Annotated in this window: 9 protein-coding genes and 1 pseudogene; all 10 read right to left on the minus strand. The window is 35.7% G+C overall.

Annotated features, from left to right (window positions below):
* Positions 1 to 222 (minus strand): annotated as a pseudogene (locus tag V7M80_RS12915) (energy transducer TonB); the annotation flags it as partial.
* Positions 223 to 271: 49 nt separating this feature from the next.
* Entirely contained in the window at positions 272 to 643 is a 372-nt protein-coding gene (locus V7M80_RS12920; RefSeq protein ID WP_333696751.1) for a VanZ family protein, read from the minus strand.
* Positions 636 to 1,016, minus strand: coding sequence for a glycine cleavage system protein GcvH (gcvH, locus tag V7M80_RS12925; protein WP_333696752.1), 381 nt, complete (start codon positions 1,014 to 1,016; stop codon positions 636 to 638). Before gcvH ends, V7M80_RS12920 begins: the two co-directional genes overlap by 8 nt.
* Positions 1,017 to 1,087: 71 nt before the next feature.
* On the minus strand, positions 1,088 to 8,308 hold the full coding sequence (gene sov, locus V7M80_RS12930) for a T9SS outer membrane translocon Sov/SprA (RefSeq protein ID WP_333696753.1): 7,221 nt from the start codon (positions 8,306 to 8,308) through the stop codon (positions 1,088 to 1,090).
* Between the two features lie 3 nt (positions 8,309 to 8,311).
* Positions 8,312 to 8,893, minus strand: coding sequence for a Holliday junction branch migration protein RuvA (gene ruvA, locus V7M80_RS12935; RefSeq protein WP_333696754.1), 582 nt, complete (start codon positions 8,891 to 8,893; stop codon positions 8,312 to 8,314).
* 79 nt (positions 8,894 to 8,972) lie between these two features.
* Positions 8,973 to 11,270: an NADP-dependent malic enzyme gene (locus V7M80_RS12940; protein WP_333696756.1), complete on the minus strand. Its 2,298-nt coding sequence runs from the start codon at positions 11,268 to 11,270 to the stop codon at positions 8,973 to 8,975.
* A 132-nt stretch (positions 11,271 to 11,402) separates the two neighbouring features.
* On the minus strand, positions 11,403 to 12,326 hold the full coding sequence (queG, locus tag V7M80_RS12945; protein ID WP_333696757.1) for a tRNA epoxyqueuosine(34) reductase QueG: 924 nt from the start codon (positions 12,324 to 12,326) through the stop codon (positions 11,403 to 11,405).
* Positions 12,327 to 12,373: 47 nt separating this feature from the next.
* Entirely contained in the window at positions 12,374 to 13,396 is a 1,023-nt protein-coding gene (gene ruvB / locus V7M80_RS12950) for a Holliday junction branch migration DNA helicase RuvB (RefSeq protein WP_333696758.1), read from the minus strand.
* Positions 13,397 to 13,505: 109 nt separating this feature from the next.
* Positions 13,506 to 15,308 (minus strand): cytochrome c oxidase subunit I, encoded by a 1,803-nt coding sequence (locus V7M80_RS12955; RefSeq protein WP_333696760.1) that lies wholly within the window; start codon positions 15,306 to 15,308, stop codon positions 13,506 to 13,508.
* A 22-nt stretch (positions 15,309 to 15,330) separates the two neighbouring features.
* A complete protein-coding gene (locus tag V7M80_RS12960) occupies positions 15,331 to 16,473 on the minus strand; it encodes a cytochrome c oxidase subunit II (protein ID WP_333696762.1) in 1,143 nt (380 codons plus the stop codon).
* Positions 16,474 to 16,540: the final 67 nt, after the last annotated feature.

The raw sequence follows: 16,540 nt of genomic DNA on the forward strand, positions 1-16,540 counted from the left end.
TGGTGGCGGTGGTGGTGGTGGCGTGTTTAATTGCATTGTTACCGGCACGTCTTCATCTAAGAAGCTATTGTCAACCTTTTGTGTAAGCCCTGACAAATCTTTCTCATATGTTTTAAGTTCAATTGCAAGATAAGATAATGCTGCAATTGCGGCCAAACCTAATTGAAAATAGAGTAAACTATTTCGTCTTGGGTCTACATTAGGATTCTTTTTTGGTTCCATATTTCTGTTTTTGAAATGCTAATATAAATATTTATCGAAAATCTAAAAATTATTTTTTAAAATTTAACCTTTTGGGCATACGGATTCCTAAAAACCAAGCCGTAAGACTACCTAAGGCATTTGCTACAACATCCAATCCTTGCGGACTTCTGTCAATGGGTAACACTCCTTGCATAACCTCAATAATTATGCCATAAAAAACAGCAAAGACAACTGCTAGTCTCCATTCTCTCTTTGTATTTTTAGGAAAATTAAAAACCCCAAAAAACATGAAGGTTAATACAAAATAATAAAAAAAATGAACTGCTTTGTCTAAATGAGGAACTGTAACCGATGACCATTTGTTTACACTAATCAAACTTGTAGTAGTAATTACTAAAAGCCAAATAAAGAGTAAAACAAATCGGACTGTTCTAGGCACCTATTAGTTGTCTGTATGCGTCACTATCTAATAAAGAATCAAACTCTGATAAATCTGAAACTTTCACTTTAACCATCCATCCTTTGCCATAAGGATCGTTGTTTACATTTTCAGGGTTTGACTCCAACTCATCATTGAACTCAATAATTTCACCTGCTAAAGGCAAAAACAAATCGGATACTGTTTTTACAGCCTCAACCGTACCAAAAACTTCGTCTTTTTCTAAAGTTTGATCCAATGTTTCAACTTCAACATAAACGATATCTCCTAATTCTTTTTGTGCAAAATCAGTGATGCCTACAGTAGCAATTTCACCTTCTAAACTCACCCATTCGTGGTCTTTGGTATACTTTAAATTTGATGGTATATTCATGATCCTTGTTTGTTTCAGCAAATGTAATTTTTATGGACTTATTTTGAAAAAAAAACGCATATTATTTTTTATTAATTTCCAAAAGTATATCTAAGAGTAAATCCTGCTCTAATATTGGTTAATGGGAACGCTGTTGAAATAACCGCCTTAGAAAAAGTATGGTCGTAATAAAAAATGGCTGTCAAATTTTTACTGAACATGTAATCTGCATTAAGCTTTGCAGACCAAATGTTTTGGCCTCCAGCCAATTGGTTGTTATCATAATCCAAATAACGAACAATGGTTTTATTATCTCTAAAGTTAAAATCTATACGTAAGTTGATATCACTTTTTATAACACCTTGTGGATTATCCGCTAAAGCTGAATTTATGGTTACGTCTTTAATTCTATATCCAAATCCAAGCACATACTCAACTCCTTTAACCTCTGTTAAAAGATTGTTGTCAAAACTCATCGATAAGGCTCTGTCTTTTTTCAATTCTGCTCCAACTCTAAACGAATTTTTCATTTCAAAATCCATACGGATCAAAGGATTAAATTGTTCTACCAAATTGACATTTTGGACTAATGTTTTATTAAAAAAGTTTCCGGCTTGGTCAAGTTGGTTTGGAGCTCTATCGTATTCAAAATTTGATCTGAATGCATTAATGGTATAAGCCGCTTTGTAGCTGTGTTGTAATGAAAAACGCTTAAATCGGTCTTTAAAAAACTTGTATCGCATTAAACCATTGTATTTGATATTCCAATTTGGAATAGGAACATCTCTAAAAATGCCTAAAGAAACATCAGAAGCACTTTTGCCGGAATAAGCCGCCAAGAATGAAGGTATTAATACCGCTTGACTGTTTCGACCGAAACCTACCGGAAAACCAAAATTTGGATTGGTTGGGTCTGTAACTCTAGGGATCTCTCCAATGTAATATCTTTCGGCTAAACGATTTGCAATCTCTAAACGGTTGTCTCTAAAATCTTGAAATGCTTCAGAAGAAAACTCATCACTCTTTTTGAATGCGGTTTTTATTAATGACGTAGAAATAGAATAATTACCTGTAGTGTAGGGTGATCTTGAATTGTATTGCCCATCTGTAATATCGTATTGTTCGGAATAATTTTCTAAATAATTACGATCTGCAGTTAAGTCAATAGTAAAATCAGGAAACAAATCAACTTTTGCCGTAGCATTCAATTGTTTGGTTACTACTTGTGTATAACTTTGGTTAAAATCCGGAAATACGGTTAGCCAACCTCTTCGTGCAGCTTCAAAACGCACATCGTCTTGTAAGCCAAACACAAACCCCATGGTAGGCCTAGAAGTCCCAAGAAAACCAAGCGATTGAGTATATCCGGGCAAAACAGTCCCTTCGTTTTGAGTATAATTAATTTGAATATTCTTTACAGATGTTAAAACTCCAATTAATCCATCTAAAAACACATTGCCTTGATTTTGCTGAGGCTGACGAGTACTTGTAATTTTTTCCCCTGGTTTTGGAGGTGCGGTTCTTACGGGTTGCTTGGGTTTGGCTGAACTCTTTGTTAACCCAATGTATTTGTAAAACAAATCCATATTTAATGTGGTGTTCAGTCGATGAGAACCCGAATTTTGAACTGTATTCCCTAGATCGTAAATAATACCTTCCTCGGTTTCAACAGAAGACAAGGCCAATGATGAACGTTGCCAACTGTAAGTACCGGTATAAGAATAATTGGATTTTAAGAAACTTAAAAAGGGTAACTTGCTCAATGGCAAGTCGTAATTTACGATTAATTGTTGATTGTGCTGATCCGGCAAACCAATATCCCAATAATTATCAAAAATTCGATCTGAATCGTCCACAGAACCATCTTCACCGATATAACTTCTAACAATATTACTTCGGTTTGCTGTGTAATTCAATTTTAACGATTTGGTTAAATTGTAATTAAATCCATATTGGTAATTAAACAAGTAATTTCTGCGATATAATGGATCTAATGCAATACCTTCTACATCTACTTGTCTAAATTGTTGTCTGTTGTATTGTCTGATAATATTGGAACTAAAGTTAATATTAGTTGGCAAATAATTGAAATTAAAATCACGTAACAACTGCCAATATTTAGACTTGCTGATAAACTTAGCACTTTTTAGAGGTTCAATGGGTTTTGATTGAAAAGCATAGGTATAATCAACAGCGGTACGCGTTTGCTGGTCTATAAAATCTTCGATTTCATAATTATGTCTTTCAACTTCATTAAAAGAGTGAGATAAAGTTAAATTTTCAACATCATAAACACGGGCTTTTTGGTCTGGACCTCTATCTTTTTTAACCCCAATAAAGTTGATACTTTTACGTTTGGTGTAATCTATGGCACGTCGTTCAATGTTTTCTCTTTCTGCAGCATTCTCTGTAACCGAAAGCAATTGGTCTAATCTGATGTCTTGATTAAATGGGTCGTATTCAGGAGTAATGGTTTGTTCTCCAACTGCGTAATTGAAAGGTAGAGTTATAGCCCATTTTTTGGGTAATAACTTTCCAAGATTCAAGTTGGTTACAATATCGTATTGTTGCATATCTTCCCGACTTCTTTCATTCACTCCTTGTTCTAGTGTGCCAAATCCGATAGTACTCATTCTTCCGGTTGCTGAAACTGTAGCAAAATCGGCTGCGTTGGCATCAATATTCATAACTGCTGCCATACCGGCTTTGTTTTTTAATCCTGCTACACGAAGCTCATTAAACCAAACTTCACCTCTGATACTGTTCAACTCTACTTGTCCTGTTTTACTGTTTCGTAATCCCAACATTAAAGTTCTTACCAAACCAAAATTGGGATTTCCTTTGATTCCTAAACGAAGTTTGTTGGGTTTTCCGGCCGCAGAAGGATCTAACTCTTCTTCATTTAAAAAGTAAATTTCATCCGGATTTGGATTTGATCCGGTAATTGAAAGTACTTTTAACTTGGTTAATAGAGCTAATTTTAAATCAATCTCATTTGCTTCGGGCCAAATTTCTTCGGCAATAGTTGTGCCGTGTGGGGTTACCTTTAATGGAATCTCAACTTGATAAAAGTTTTGTGTAAAATCATTTCCAAAACGAATGAATGCAATCATTTCATCATCTTGAAGTCTATTTGGGTCTAAATTATTCTCTATTGCTTCAGCATGAATAAACATTTTTAATTTTTCAAACTGTCTTAAATCAACCTCAAGGTTTTTAAAAACAGCTCTTGAATCTTCGGGTTCCAAACCTCCGGGTAAGCTTGAATTTCTTTTACTTACACGTAAAGAAAGAGACTGCTCATTTTGATTTATGACTGTATTATTATTAAAAAGTTGTTCGCGTCTTACTCCGGGTGGCAACACGTAGTTTATAGGGGTACGATTACTATTTTCCTGAACATTTACAGAAAGCACATCAAATCCGGTGTTGTCCTCTTCATCTTGTTGAGGAGTTTCATTAGGATCTAAAGCCCCTAAAAACCTTCTCCATTCACCTCTAACTAATTCAAGAACACCAAATCGAAGTGTGATTTCTTCGCTAAAACCGGTCATAAACATTCTCATAAAACGAATTGACCTAAAATCAGAAATACTTCCTATTTTATTATCAAATTGCGTTACCGGAATTTTAAATTGTAACCAACGTGCCGGTGGCAAAGGTAAACTTCCGGAACCTTGAGGTCTTGATGGCAACTCTCTTATATCGGTAATATAATTTTCTCCCACTGTCATATTGGGAGTAACATTTATCTTGTACTCATAGTAAGCATTAATCGTATTCATGGTGTTATCCCGATTAATATCTTCAACATCCGGTAAGGTTGAATTTCCTCGATTGTTATCTGTAACGTTAACCGGAGAATTTCGCTCCAAGCCATTATAATTTTTGTAGCGTTGTATCACATTGCCGGAAGTACTCAGATAAAACTCATAATTATCTGCTGCCGGGTCTGTAAATGAAGCAAATGATGGGAAAAGAGAAGCCTCTTCCTCATCGTTTATTCCATCTAAACCTAAATCTTGTACAGCTCTATTGGCATTGTTGGTGTCAAATGCATATATAAGTGACTGCGAAGCTGGTACTTTACCCCAAATTGTTGGTATCGTTGGTTGATTTGAACCTGCTTCAGGTAATCCGTTTTCATACTGTTTTCTACCATCTTTAAGAACATCTTCCGAAATTTCTCCAAGGTTAAAATAGATTTCACCCGTATTAGATTGAGGGGTTTCATCGGTACCAAAATAGGGATCTAACATCCAAAATTGAATGTATTCTACGTTACCTTGCTCAAAGTTGGTTGCATTTATTGCTCTCATTATCCCACCAAAATTTTGTTCCGGATTAGGTAATTGATTATCCGGGGAAGTCGAAGGATTAAAATTGTAAGGTCCTCTCTCTCTTGGGTAATAGGTTAAATCGAGTGTATTTATTACCGTTTGTTGACCTTGTGCAATATCGGTAACCGGAAAAATTTCGTCAATAAAAATTCTTCGGGTTCGGTTTAGCACCATATCAGCATCTGAAATTCCGCCTGGCCGTTGACTTGTATAAAAAATAGGATCAACCGTATACCAAGACAGCTTTGCTCTTCTGAAACCATACTGTAAAGAACTGGAATTTCCAAAGAAATCATAAGTACTCGTTTGAGTTCTTTCGGGTACACTAGCCAAACTCCATGCTAGGGATGACTTCATGTCTATTGTAGTTTGAGAACCTTCAAAATCGTCTACATACAATGTGGATTCTCCTTGAAAATTATCGGCTTTTGGTGTATTCGGTTGTAAAAATGCCACTTCCCCTCTTATAGATATATTGGAAGGAACATCGGTATCTATGTTGGGTAATTTATTAACCAGTCGAGTTAAAAACGGAACTTCTGTAGAGTAATTCCCGTTAAAACCAAAAATAGTATTGTTTACAGATTCTTGCCCAAATGTTGATTTTTGAGTAAAGGGTCTTTCGGTCATTTTAATAAGAGTAGCACCAACTTGAAACTTTTCAGAAAATTGATGGTCTACATTTACACCCATGAATCTTCTAGTTTGTTGACCAAAAACAGAATTATTCTCTACCGAAATATTAATGGGAGCACCGGAAGCTTGTAAAGACGGATCTAAAATTCGCACTTTCCCAAATTGATAATTTACAATATAATCAATCCCTTCAACAAGTGTTCTTCCTCCAACGGTTACAACCACAGAACCTCTAGGTACATTAAATGCCCCAATGGATATACCGTCACCGCCTTCTGATTTGTATCTACCTCGTAGTAAGAATTTGTTCTTATCACTATCTTGAAGAGCTGCAGCTTGTGTACTTCTGTACATGCTTCTGTATACATACTTTGTTTGATTGGAGTTGTAACCCGTTGTAGTATTATCATAATCTTCTAAAGGGTTTGATGTTCTCAACTTTTCAAAAAGATGTTTTCCAAAGGGCTCTACAGTTGTAAAGATAATACGTCCATTTTGAGCATCAATGGTAGTTCCCGGAATAAAGTCAAAAAAACCATCTCCACCGTCTTGTGGATCATTGGTAAAATTTAATCGATCTACATTAAACACTTTTAAAAGAGGTGTTTCTGTAACATCGGCCGGTAAAGGTAAAGGAGGTGTTCCAGCCGGAGTAATGTAATTTAAAGGTGAAGGATCTGTGTATAAAATATTGAACCTGAAATCTTCTTGAGTAAGCTGAAAAGCCCCAGGTATTTGATAGATATTCTTCATCATCAAATTCCAAATGGGTTTGTCTACATTCGTTAAATTACTTTTAAGCATTTTCAAAATCAAACACTGTGTAACCGGAATATTGGTTGCCGCATCTACAACTGTAGCTTCTACGCCATCATTTCCAAATTCACCTACTTGATATACCTGATCTCCAACAGTATACTGGTAAGCAACAGCAATTACTTCATCATTGGCTAAACGCTGTTGAAGCGAGATGTAGCCCAATTGTGGATGAAAAGTATATTCATTGGGCATTAATTTTCTGGCATTTTCTAACTTGGAATAATCTAAGCCTTCAATAGCTTGGTAATTGAAACCATTATTGGCAGAAATAATTTCTCTAATTGCCGGATTTAACAAACCACCACCCGATTGAATTAATGCCGGATCAAAGTCGTTGTTTGCGTTGTTAGAAGGCGTATTAGGTCCTTGATTGAAAAATCCGGGGGGTATCGGATTGATACCAACAATCTCAGAATCATCAAAACCGTTAAACTGAGCTTCACCCAAATCTTGTAAAGCGATGATATTTCTTAAATTATTTCCCTCCGGTGTCGTATTGATTCGGTTTTGTCTATTAGTTATCCATACTTCAATACGAGTAATTTGCACACGGCTATCAATTAAAGGATAGTTTCGTAACGATGCGTCGTATCGATTACGGAAAAATTGCGATAAGAAAAAGTGACGATCGGCATCGTAATCCAAAGCAAAAAGTTGAAACTCTTGGATTGTACCCCCGCCTTCGGCAGTTACAGCACGAGTTTGTGATTTTTGCTCAGAAAAAATACCGGTTATTGTTGTTTTTCCAAATTGTAATTGTGCTTTTACACCAAATAAACTTTGAGCACCCCGTATTAAAGTGTTGTTCAATGGCATACTTATGTTACCAATTTCTAGTGCTTTCAGAATAGCATCTTCATCGGGAGCATATTCTAATTTTATTAAATTTTGAAAAGCATAAGTAGATTGAGTATCATATTGAGCATTCACATTGAGTCGTGTACCTACTTTCCCGGTTAGGCTCATATTAATCCTTTGATCAAAATCAAATGTAGTATTCACCCGGTTTCTTGGTGAAAAGGAGGGATTATCTTGTTTGGTATATCTAACACCCAAGTCCATCTCTACAGAACCTCTGGGTTGTACATCAATAGTATTACTACCGAATATGGTCTCAAAAAAACCGGAATTCACATAATATCTAGGCAATAAGTCCTTTTTAGCCTCTTCGGATCCCGCTTTCTTACCTTCAATTGCGTCTAATTTTTGCTTAAAATAAGCTCTCATAGACTCCCGCATTACCAACTCTTGATATTCTTTTGGCGTGAGTATTACCGGATAATTAATATTAAATTCTCCAAACTTACTATTGTAAATATATCTGTCTGTTACCGGGTCATAAGTATAAGCCGATACAATACTTGGAGGATTATTTAATTTGATTTTACCTTGCTTGTAACCTACAGTATCTTGTGGGGTAGGTTCCTCTTGAGCTAATGCGATATATCCATTAAAAAAAATGAGCCAAAGACTTATTTTTAGTAATGGGGCAAGCGTATAGTGATACTTTGTTTTCAAGTATTATAAGTTTTTTAATGCTAATTTAATTATCGTTTCAACAGTTGCTTCTGGTTGATTGTTTACCACTTTTTCAACCACTTTTTCTGCTAATTTTTTGTTAAATCCTAAGACTTCCAAAGCAGATAACGCTTCTTCTTTGTTTGTATTGTTTGAAAAAGAAGAAACTTCATCTAAATCGAAAACCTTTAACACTTTGTCTTTAAGATCTAAAATTGCTCTTTGAGCTGTTTTGGCCCCAATTCCTTTAATAGACTGTATAGCAGCTACATTTCCAGATGCTATAGATTGTATTATTTGTTTGGGTTCCATGGAAGATAACATGGTTCTGGCAATACCTGCTCCTATTCCGGAAACCGAAATTAGAAGTTTAAAAATTTCTCTTTCTGATTTTTCCATAAAACCAAACAGAAAATGTCCATCTTCTTTAATTTGAAGATGAGTGTAAAGCTTTACATTTTCTGTATTTGGGAGTAAAGTAAAGGTGTGCAAGGATATGTGTAAGTGATACCCCACTCCGTTGCAGTCAATTACTACATCGGTAGGTGATTTTTCTACCAATCTTCCTTGAATATGGGCGATCATAAAGCTAAGTGTTAATTTTCAAATGTAACAAAAATCTTGAATTACACATCATTTAATCTAGATTTATGTAAAAATTACGTTAAAAACTAACTTTGATCGATTTGAATTTTTTTTCTTTTTCCTGAGCATCTACTACGGCTACGGCTGCCATATTGACCATTTCTTCAACACTCGCCCCTAGTTGAAAAATATGTACCGGCTTATCTAAACCTAACATAATTGGCCCAATTGAATCTACTTTATATAATTCTTTAAGCATTTTATAGTTAATATTTGCCGATTCTAAATTTGGAAATATTAAAGTATTGACTTTTTTTCCGGCCAACTTTGAGAACGGAAATTTAGCTTTCAACATCTCAGGATTCAAAGCAAAATCGGTTTGAATTTCACCATCAACAATTAAATCCGGATAATACTTATGTAAGTATGCAACCGCTTGGCTTACTTTTAAGGCACTTTCGGTAGTTGAAGAACCAAAATTAGAGAAAGAAACCATAGCGATAACGGGAACCAAACCGAACATTCTAACTGTTTTTGCTGTCATTAACGCAATTTTAGCCAAGTCGTCTGCAGTAGGATTTACATTTATTGCCGTATCAGACAAAAACATGGGACCTCTATTGGTCATCATCATATTGGTAGTTGCAATTCTTGAAACGCCTGGTGCTTTATCTATGAGGTGCATTATAGGCTTTACAACAGAAGGATAACTACGGGAGTAACCGGTTACCAGAGCATCTGCTTCACCTTCATTTACCATCATAGCAGCAAAATAATTGCGTTCACGCATCCACTTTTGAGCGTCTAACAGGGTTAACCCTTTTCTTTTTCGACTTTCCCAGTATGTATTGGCATATTGCAATCTTTTCTCGTCACATTCTTTGGTTTTCGGATCAAGTATTTGAACTTCTGCGTCAAATCCAATTTCTTCTTTTAATTCTAAAATAATTTCTTTATTACCAAGTAAAATTGGCTTGCCAATCCCCTCTTCCAAGACAATTTGTGCTGCTTTCAATACATCTAAATGATCAGCTTCTGCAAAAACAATCCGTTTTGGGTCTGTTTTGGCCCTATTGGCTAACAATCGAACCATTTTGTTGTCAGACCCCAAACGTTCTGCAAGTTCTTCTTCATATTTTTCCCAATCTGTTATGGGGTTTTGGGCCACTCCAGATTCCATAGCTGCTTTGGCAACAGCAGGAGCAACAATCGTAATCAATCTGGGATCAAACGGTTTGGGTATGATGTAATCACGTCCAAAATTTAATTTGGTTTCACCATAAGCAATATTTACTTGTTCCGGAACTGGCATTTTAGCCAATTCTGCTAAAGCATAAACAGCAGCCATTTTCATGGACTCGTTTATTTTGGTTGCCCTAACATCGAGAGCCCCTCTAAAAATATAAGGAAAACCAAGTACGTTATTTACTTGATTGGGATGATCAGATCTACCGGTTGCCATGATAATATCTTCACGCGTATTAATAGCTACATTGTAATCAATCTCCGGAACGGGGTTTGCCATAGCAAACACTATGGGATCATGAGCCATATCGAGTAGCATCTCTGGGGTCAAAATGTTTCCGGCAGACAATCCTAGAAAAACATCGGCTCCTTTCATGGCTTCACCTAAAGTTGTTCCTTTTTTACCGGATGTATATTTATGTTGTAATGGTGACAAATCCGTTCTTTCAGCATGCAGGACACCATCTTTGTCAAACATGATTATATTTTCGGGTTTTACACCAAGTAAGAGGTATAAATTGGCACAAGCTAAGGCTGCTGATCCTGCTCCTGAAACCACTACTTTTACATCATTTGCTTTTTTATTAGCCAATTCTAATGCATTTAATAATGCTGCCGACGAAATAATTGCAGTACCATGTTGATCATCATGCATGACCGGTATGTTTAATTCTTCTACCAAACGGCGTTCGATTTCAAACGATTCGGGAGCTTTGATATCCTCTAAATTAATGCCTCCAAAAGTGGGAGCAATATTTTTTACCGTTTCGATAAAAGCATCAATATCTTTGGTTCCCACTTCAATATCGAACACATCTATATCGGCAAAAATTTTGAAAAGCAATGCTTTACCTTCCATTACAGGTTTTGAAGCTTCCGGACCAATATCACCAAGCCCTAAAACAGCGGTTCCATTGGAGATTACAGCTACCAAATTTCCTTTGGCGGTATATTTATAAACGTTATTTACATCTTTAGCGATTTCCAAACAAGGTTCTGCTACACCTGGCGAATAGGCCAAGGACAAATCACGTTGGGTAGCATATTTTTTGGTAGGAACCACCTGAATCTTTCCCGGATTGGGTTTGGCGTGGTATAAAAGGGCTTCTCTGCGTTTGGTGTCTTTGTGCATGAATTTGATTCTTCTATGTTTGACTCACAAAGGTAAGAGAGTTATGGGAATATTGAAATTTTATAGGAATTTCTTTTGGTGTTAAATTTTGAAATTATTGTAATTTTTTGAAATGGATTTCCAAAAATAAACTTACTTCAAAAACGCCACATTCCTTTTCAACCCTTCCAACTTGGTTCGTTTCACCGCTGAGTTTTTAAATACTTTTTTGAAAACATCTTCCGTGATTTCTTCCCAATCCTTTTTGGTGAAAGAGAGCAATTCGGGATTGGCTTGAAAAAGCGGTTCGCTATGGGGTTTTGAAAAACGATTCCAAGGACAAACATCTTGGCAAACATCGCAACCAAAAATCCAATCCTCAAATTTGCCCTTCATCTCAGTAGGAATATTTTCTTTTAATTCAATAGTAAAATAAGAGATGCATTTGCTACCGTCCACCACATACGGGGCAACAATGGCTTCGGTTGGACAAGCATCTATACAGGCCGTACACGATCCACAATGGTCGGTAGTTGGGTTATCGTATTCTAATTCTAAATCCACAATTAATTCGGCAATAAAATAGAATGAACCTACTTTTTGAGTAATTAGATTGGAGTTCTTTCCCATCCAACCCAAACCGCTTTTGGCAGCCCAAACTTTATCTAAAACAGGTGCCGAATCAACAAAAGCCCTTCCGGACACTTCACCTATCTCATTTTGTATAGAGTGTAAAAGTTCTTTCAGTTTTTCTTTGATGACAAAATGATAATCTTGTCCGTAAGCATATTTAGAAATTTTATAACTTTCTTGGATTTGAAACTCGGATGGGAAATAATTCAGCAATACAGAAATTACGCTTTTAGCTCCATCAACAAGTAAAGTAGGATCTAAACGTTTGTCAAAATGATTTTCCATATAACTCATTTGACCGTTCCTGTTTTTGTTAAGCCAGCTTTCGAGTCTTGGGGCTTCTTCATTTAGGAAACCGGCTTTGGAGATACCACAAGAAAGAAAACCGAGGCGTTTGGCTTCGGATTTTATAAAAGCAGTGTTTTTTTCTACATTATGTATCAAAACTTAACAAATAAGATTGCTTGTTCTTTAGAATGAAAAGATTGCGATTAAAAAAGACCGCCCTGAATATTGGTTTTAATTTTACCCAAATGTTTGTAGGCCTTCTCGGTAACTTCTCTTCCTCTGGGTGTTCGCATAATAAAACCTTCTTGAATTAGAAAAGGTTCATAGACCTCTTCAATGGTTTCGCCACTTTCTGAAACAGCTGTCGCTAAAGTTGACAACCCGACTGGCCCTCCTTTAAATTTATCAATAATTGTAGTTAGGATTTTATTATCCATTTCATCCAAACCATGTGCATCAACATTTAGAGCTTGTAGTGCATATTTTGCTATTTCAATGTCAATTTTTCCATTTCCCTTGATTTGTGCAAAATCGCGAACTCTACGTAACAATGCGTTTGCTATACGAGGAGTCCCTCTACTTCTTCCGGCAATTTCAATAGCTGCTTCCATAGAAATAGGTACTTTTAAAATTGAAGCACTACGTTGAACGATGGTTGTTAGTAATTCGGTATTGTAATACTGTAATCTACTTTGAATACCAAAACGAGCTCTCATAGGAGCAGTCAACAAACCAGACCGTGTTGTGGCACCAACCAATGTAAACGGATTTAAATTAATTTGAACCGTTCTGGCGTTAGGGCCAGACTCAATCATGATATCTATTTTAAAATCCTCCATTGCCGAATACAAATACTCTTCTACTATAGGACTTAGACGGTGAATTTCGTCAATAAAAAGCACATCACGTTCGTCGAGATTGGTTAATAAACCGGCTAAATCTCCCGGTTTATCAAGAACAGGTCCGGATGTTATTTTTATACCCACACCTAATTCATTGGCTAAAATATTGGCTAATGTAGTTTTTCCTAAACCCGGTGGACCGTGGAATAAAGCATGATCTAATGCTTCATTTCTGAGGTTGGCTGCTTCTACAAATACTTTTAAATTTTCTAGCACTTGATCTTGACCTGAGAAATCATCAAAAGATAAAGGTCTTAGCTTTTTCTCTAAGTCAAGCTCTTCAGGATTATATCCTTTATTGGTTGGATCTAAAAATTCGTTCATAAAGCAAAGATAGAAAATGTTTTGCCTCAAAAATAAAACGATAAATAAATAAAAAAGCCCTTTCTAAGTAGAAGAAAGGACTTTAAATATGAATTAATAATCTAGAATTTTAATGGTGTAATTGTTCTTCATCAGGACCCATCGGAACCGTTTGCGGTACAAAATCAGAATCATGCCCTGGCTTGCTGTAATCGTAAGGCCATCTGTGAACTTCAGGAAGTGCACCAGGCCAGTTACCATGAATATGTTCTACTGGGGCTGTCCATTCTAAAGTATTTGATTTCCATGGATTCATTTCGGCTTTTTTACCATAGAACATACTGTGGAAGAAATTCCATATGAATACCAATTGGAAAGCACCACCAATGAGGGCAAACATCGTGATGATTACATTTACATTTTGTAAATCATCAAACAATGGAAAAGCCGTATTGGTATAATATCTTCTTGGTAAACCTGCCATACCTATAAAGTGCATTGGAAAGAAAACCCCGTAAGCACAAACAGCAGTTACCCAGAAGTGAACGTATCCTAAGTTTTTATTTAACATTCTTCCAAACATTCTTGGGAACCAGTGGTAAATTCCGGCAAACATTCCATAAAGAGCCGAAATACCCATAACTAGGTGGAAGTGAGCTACAACAAAATAGGTGTCATGTACGTTAATATCTAATGTGCTGTCTCCTAAAATGATACCTGTTAATCCACCTGTAATGAAAGTAGATACTAATCCAATTGAAAACAACATGGCTGGGTTTAATTGTAAGTTACCTTTCCACAAGGTTGTAATGTAATTGAACGCTTTAACAGCAGAAGGAATTGCAATTAATAATGTGGTAAAAGTAAATACTGAACCTAAGAAAGGATTCATCCCTGACACGAACATATGGTGACCCCAAACAATTGTAGAAAGGAAAGCAATAGCAATAATAGAGGCAATCATGGCACGGTATCCAAATATAGGTTTACGTGCATTGGTTGCGATGATTTCTGATGTGATACCTAGTGCAGGAAGTAATACAATATATACTTCCGGGTGACCTAGGAACCAAAACAAATGTTCAAACAATACTGGCGAACCACCTTGGTAATGTAAAACTTCTCCGGCTATGAAAATATCTGATAAAAAGAATGAAGTTCCAAAACTTCTATCAAAAATAAGTAACAAAGCAGCTGATAAAAGTACAGGGAAAGAAACTATTCCGATGATTGCAGTTATAAAAAATGCCCAAATAGTTAAGGGAAGTCTTGTCATAGACATTCCTTTGGTTCTCAAATTAATAACAGTTACCACATAATTTAATGAACCCATTAATGAAGAAGCGATAAAGATGGCCATAGATACTAACCACAAAGTCATACCTGTTCCAGATCCAGGAATAGCTTGAGGCAAAGCACTTAATGGAGGATAAATGGTCCATCCTGCAGAAGCGGGTCCTGACTCTACAAATAGAGAAATAACCATAATAACACTTGATAAAAAGAACAACCAGTATGAAATCATATTCATAAAACCGGAGGCCATATCACGAGCACCAATTTGTAATGGAATTAAAAGGTTACTAAATGTACCACTTAATCCGGCTGTTAATACAAAAAACACCATGATTGTACCATGTATGGTTACCAAAGCAAGGTAAATATCATTTCGCATTACACCGTCCGGTGCAAAATTATCGCCTAAAAGAATATTGAATATTTTGAATGACTCTTCGGGCCAAGCCAATTGCATTCTGAATAACAACGACATCCCAACTCCAATAATACCCATTATCAAACCTGTAATAAGGTATTGTTTGGCAATCATTTTATGATCAATACTAAAGATGTACTTGGTTATAAAAGTATCTTTATGATGATGCTCATGGTCGTGTGCGTGATCGTGGTCGTGTGCGTGATCGTGTGCTGACATATTCGTATATTAGATTAAATTTTTATTTTATTACAACTTGAGCTACTGCAGTTGAATCAACAACAGGAGTTTCTGTTTCTGATTTAGGTTCTTCTTGAGCTTTGAATGTTTGTGCAACAGTAGTTTTTTCACTCAACCATTTTTTAAATTCAGATGGAGTTTCTACAACAATCTTCATTTGCATGTTATAGTGTGATTTACCACAAATTTTGTTACATAATAATAAATAATCAAAAACATAAGGGTCTAAACCTTCTTGATTTTTAGCAATCAATTGAGCACTTTTCTCAGCTCTAATTTTGTTTATATTGGCAACTTTTTCTTGAATTTCTGGAGTGTTTCGCATTTCTTCTGTTGTTACAGTAGGAGTGAAAGCGAATTGAGTGACCATCCCAGGAACGCAGTTCATTTGTGCTCTAAAATGCGGCATGTAAGCGGAATGAAGAACATCTTGAGAACGTATTTTAAACAATACTTTCTTTCCTTTTGGTAAGTGCAATTCATTGGCCTGAATATCGTCTTGAGCATTTGGGTCGGCTAAATCAATCCCTAACGTATTTACACCTTCAATATAACGAACATTTGCTTTACCTAATATATTATCTTCACCGGCATATCTAACTTCCCAACCAAATTGTTTAGCATAAATTTCAACAACCATTGGCTTTTCAGTTTCTTCATCAACAAACATGATATTGGTCCAAGCATATAAACCATACAATATCAATCCGGCTAAAGTTGCAGCAGGAATAATACTCCATATCATTTCAAGTTTATTGTTGTCTGCAAAATATAAAGCTACATTTCCTTTTTTACCTCTGTATTTGAAAGAAAAATAGTGTAAAAGAGCTTGAGTTATAGTTTGCACTATAAAAATTAAGATAAGAGAAATCCACATCAATCGGTCTACTTCGACACCATGCTCTGATGCTGAATTTCCAATTAAAGGAAAATGGCCATATTTAACAACACAAAATATTGTAGTTAAGTAAATGAATACTAAGAAAGCAAACATCAAATAACCATTTACATTGTTGTCATTGTCATTAGCAACTTGAGAGTTATCAGTTTGACCACCAACTTGTGTAAGATCAAAAATCTTTGTGAGTTGCCAGATGGCTACTGAAACTAAAACTAAAACAACTAGTACTAACAAACTTGTCATCTGTCTAAATCTTTAAAATATTAATAATGAAAATGTTTACTTTCTTCAATAAACGGATTGCGTTTTG

The organism is Flavobacterium sp., assembly GCF_036759525.1.
Taxonomy (GTDB): Bacteria; Bacteroidota; Bacteroidia; order Flavobacteriales; family Flavobacteriaceae; genus Flavobacterium.

What these genes read in the sequence shown, in the direction of transcription:
- gcvH (WP_333696752.1), bottom strand. Translation starts at nt 1,016, where the DNA reads ATGAATATACCATCAAATTTAAAGTATACCAAAGACCACGAATGGGTG.
- ruvA (WP_333696754.1), bottom strand. Translation starts at nt 8,893, where the DNA reads ATGATCGCCCATATTCAAGGAAGATTGGTAGAAAAATCACCTACCGAT.
- V7M80_RS12940 (WP_333696756.1), bottom strand. Translation starts at nt 11,270, where the DNA reads ATGCACAAAGACACCAAACGCAGAGAAGCCCTTTTATACCACGCCAAA.
- ruvB (WP_333696758.1), bottom strand. Translation starts at nt 13,396, where the DNA reads ATGAACGAATTTTTAGATCCAACCAATAAAGGATATAATCCTGAAGAG.
- V7M80_RS12955 (WP_333696760.1), bottom strand. Translation starts at nt 15,308, where the DNA reads ATGTCAGCACACGATCACGCACACGACCACGATCACGCACACGACCAT.
- V7M80_RS12960 (WP_333696762.1), bottom strand. Translation starts at nt 16,473, where the DNA reads ATGACAAGTTTGTTAGTACTAGTTGTTTTAGTTTTAGTTTCAGTAGCC.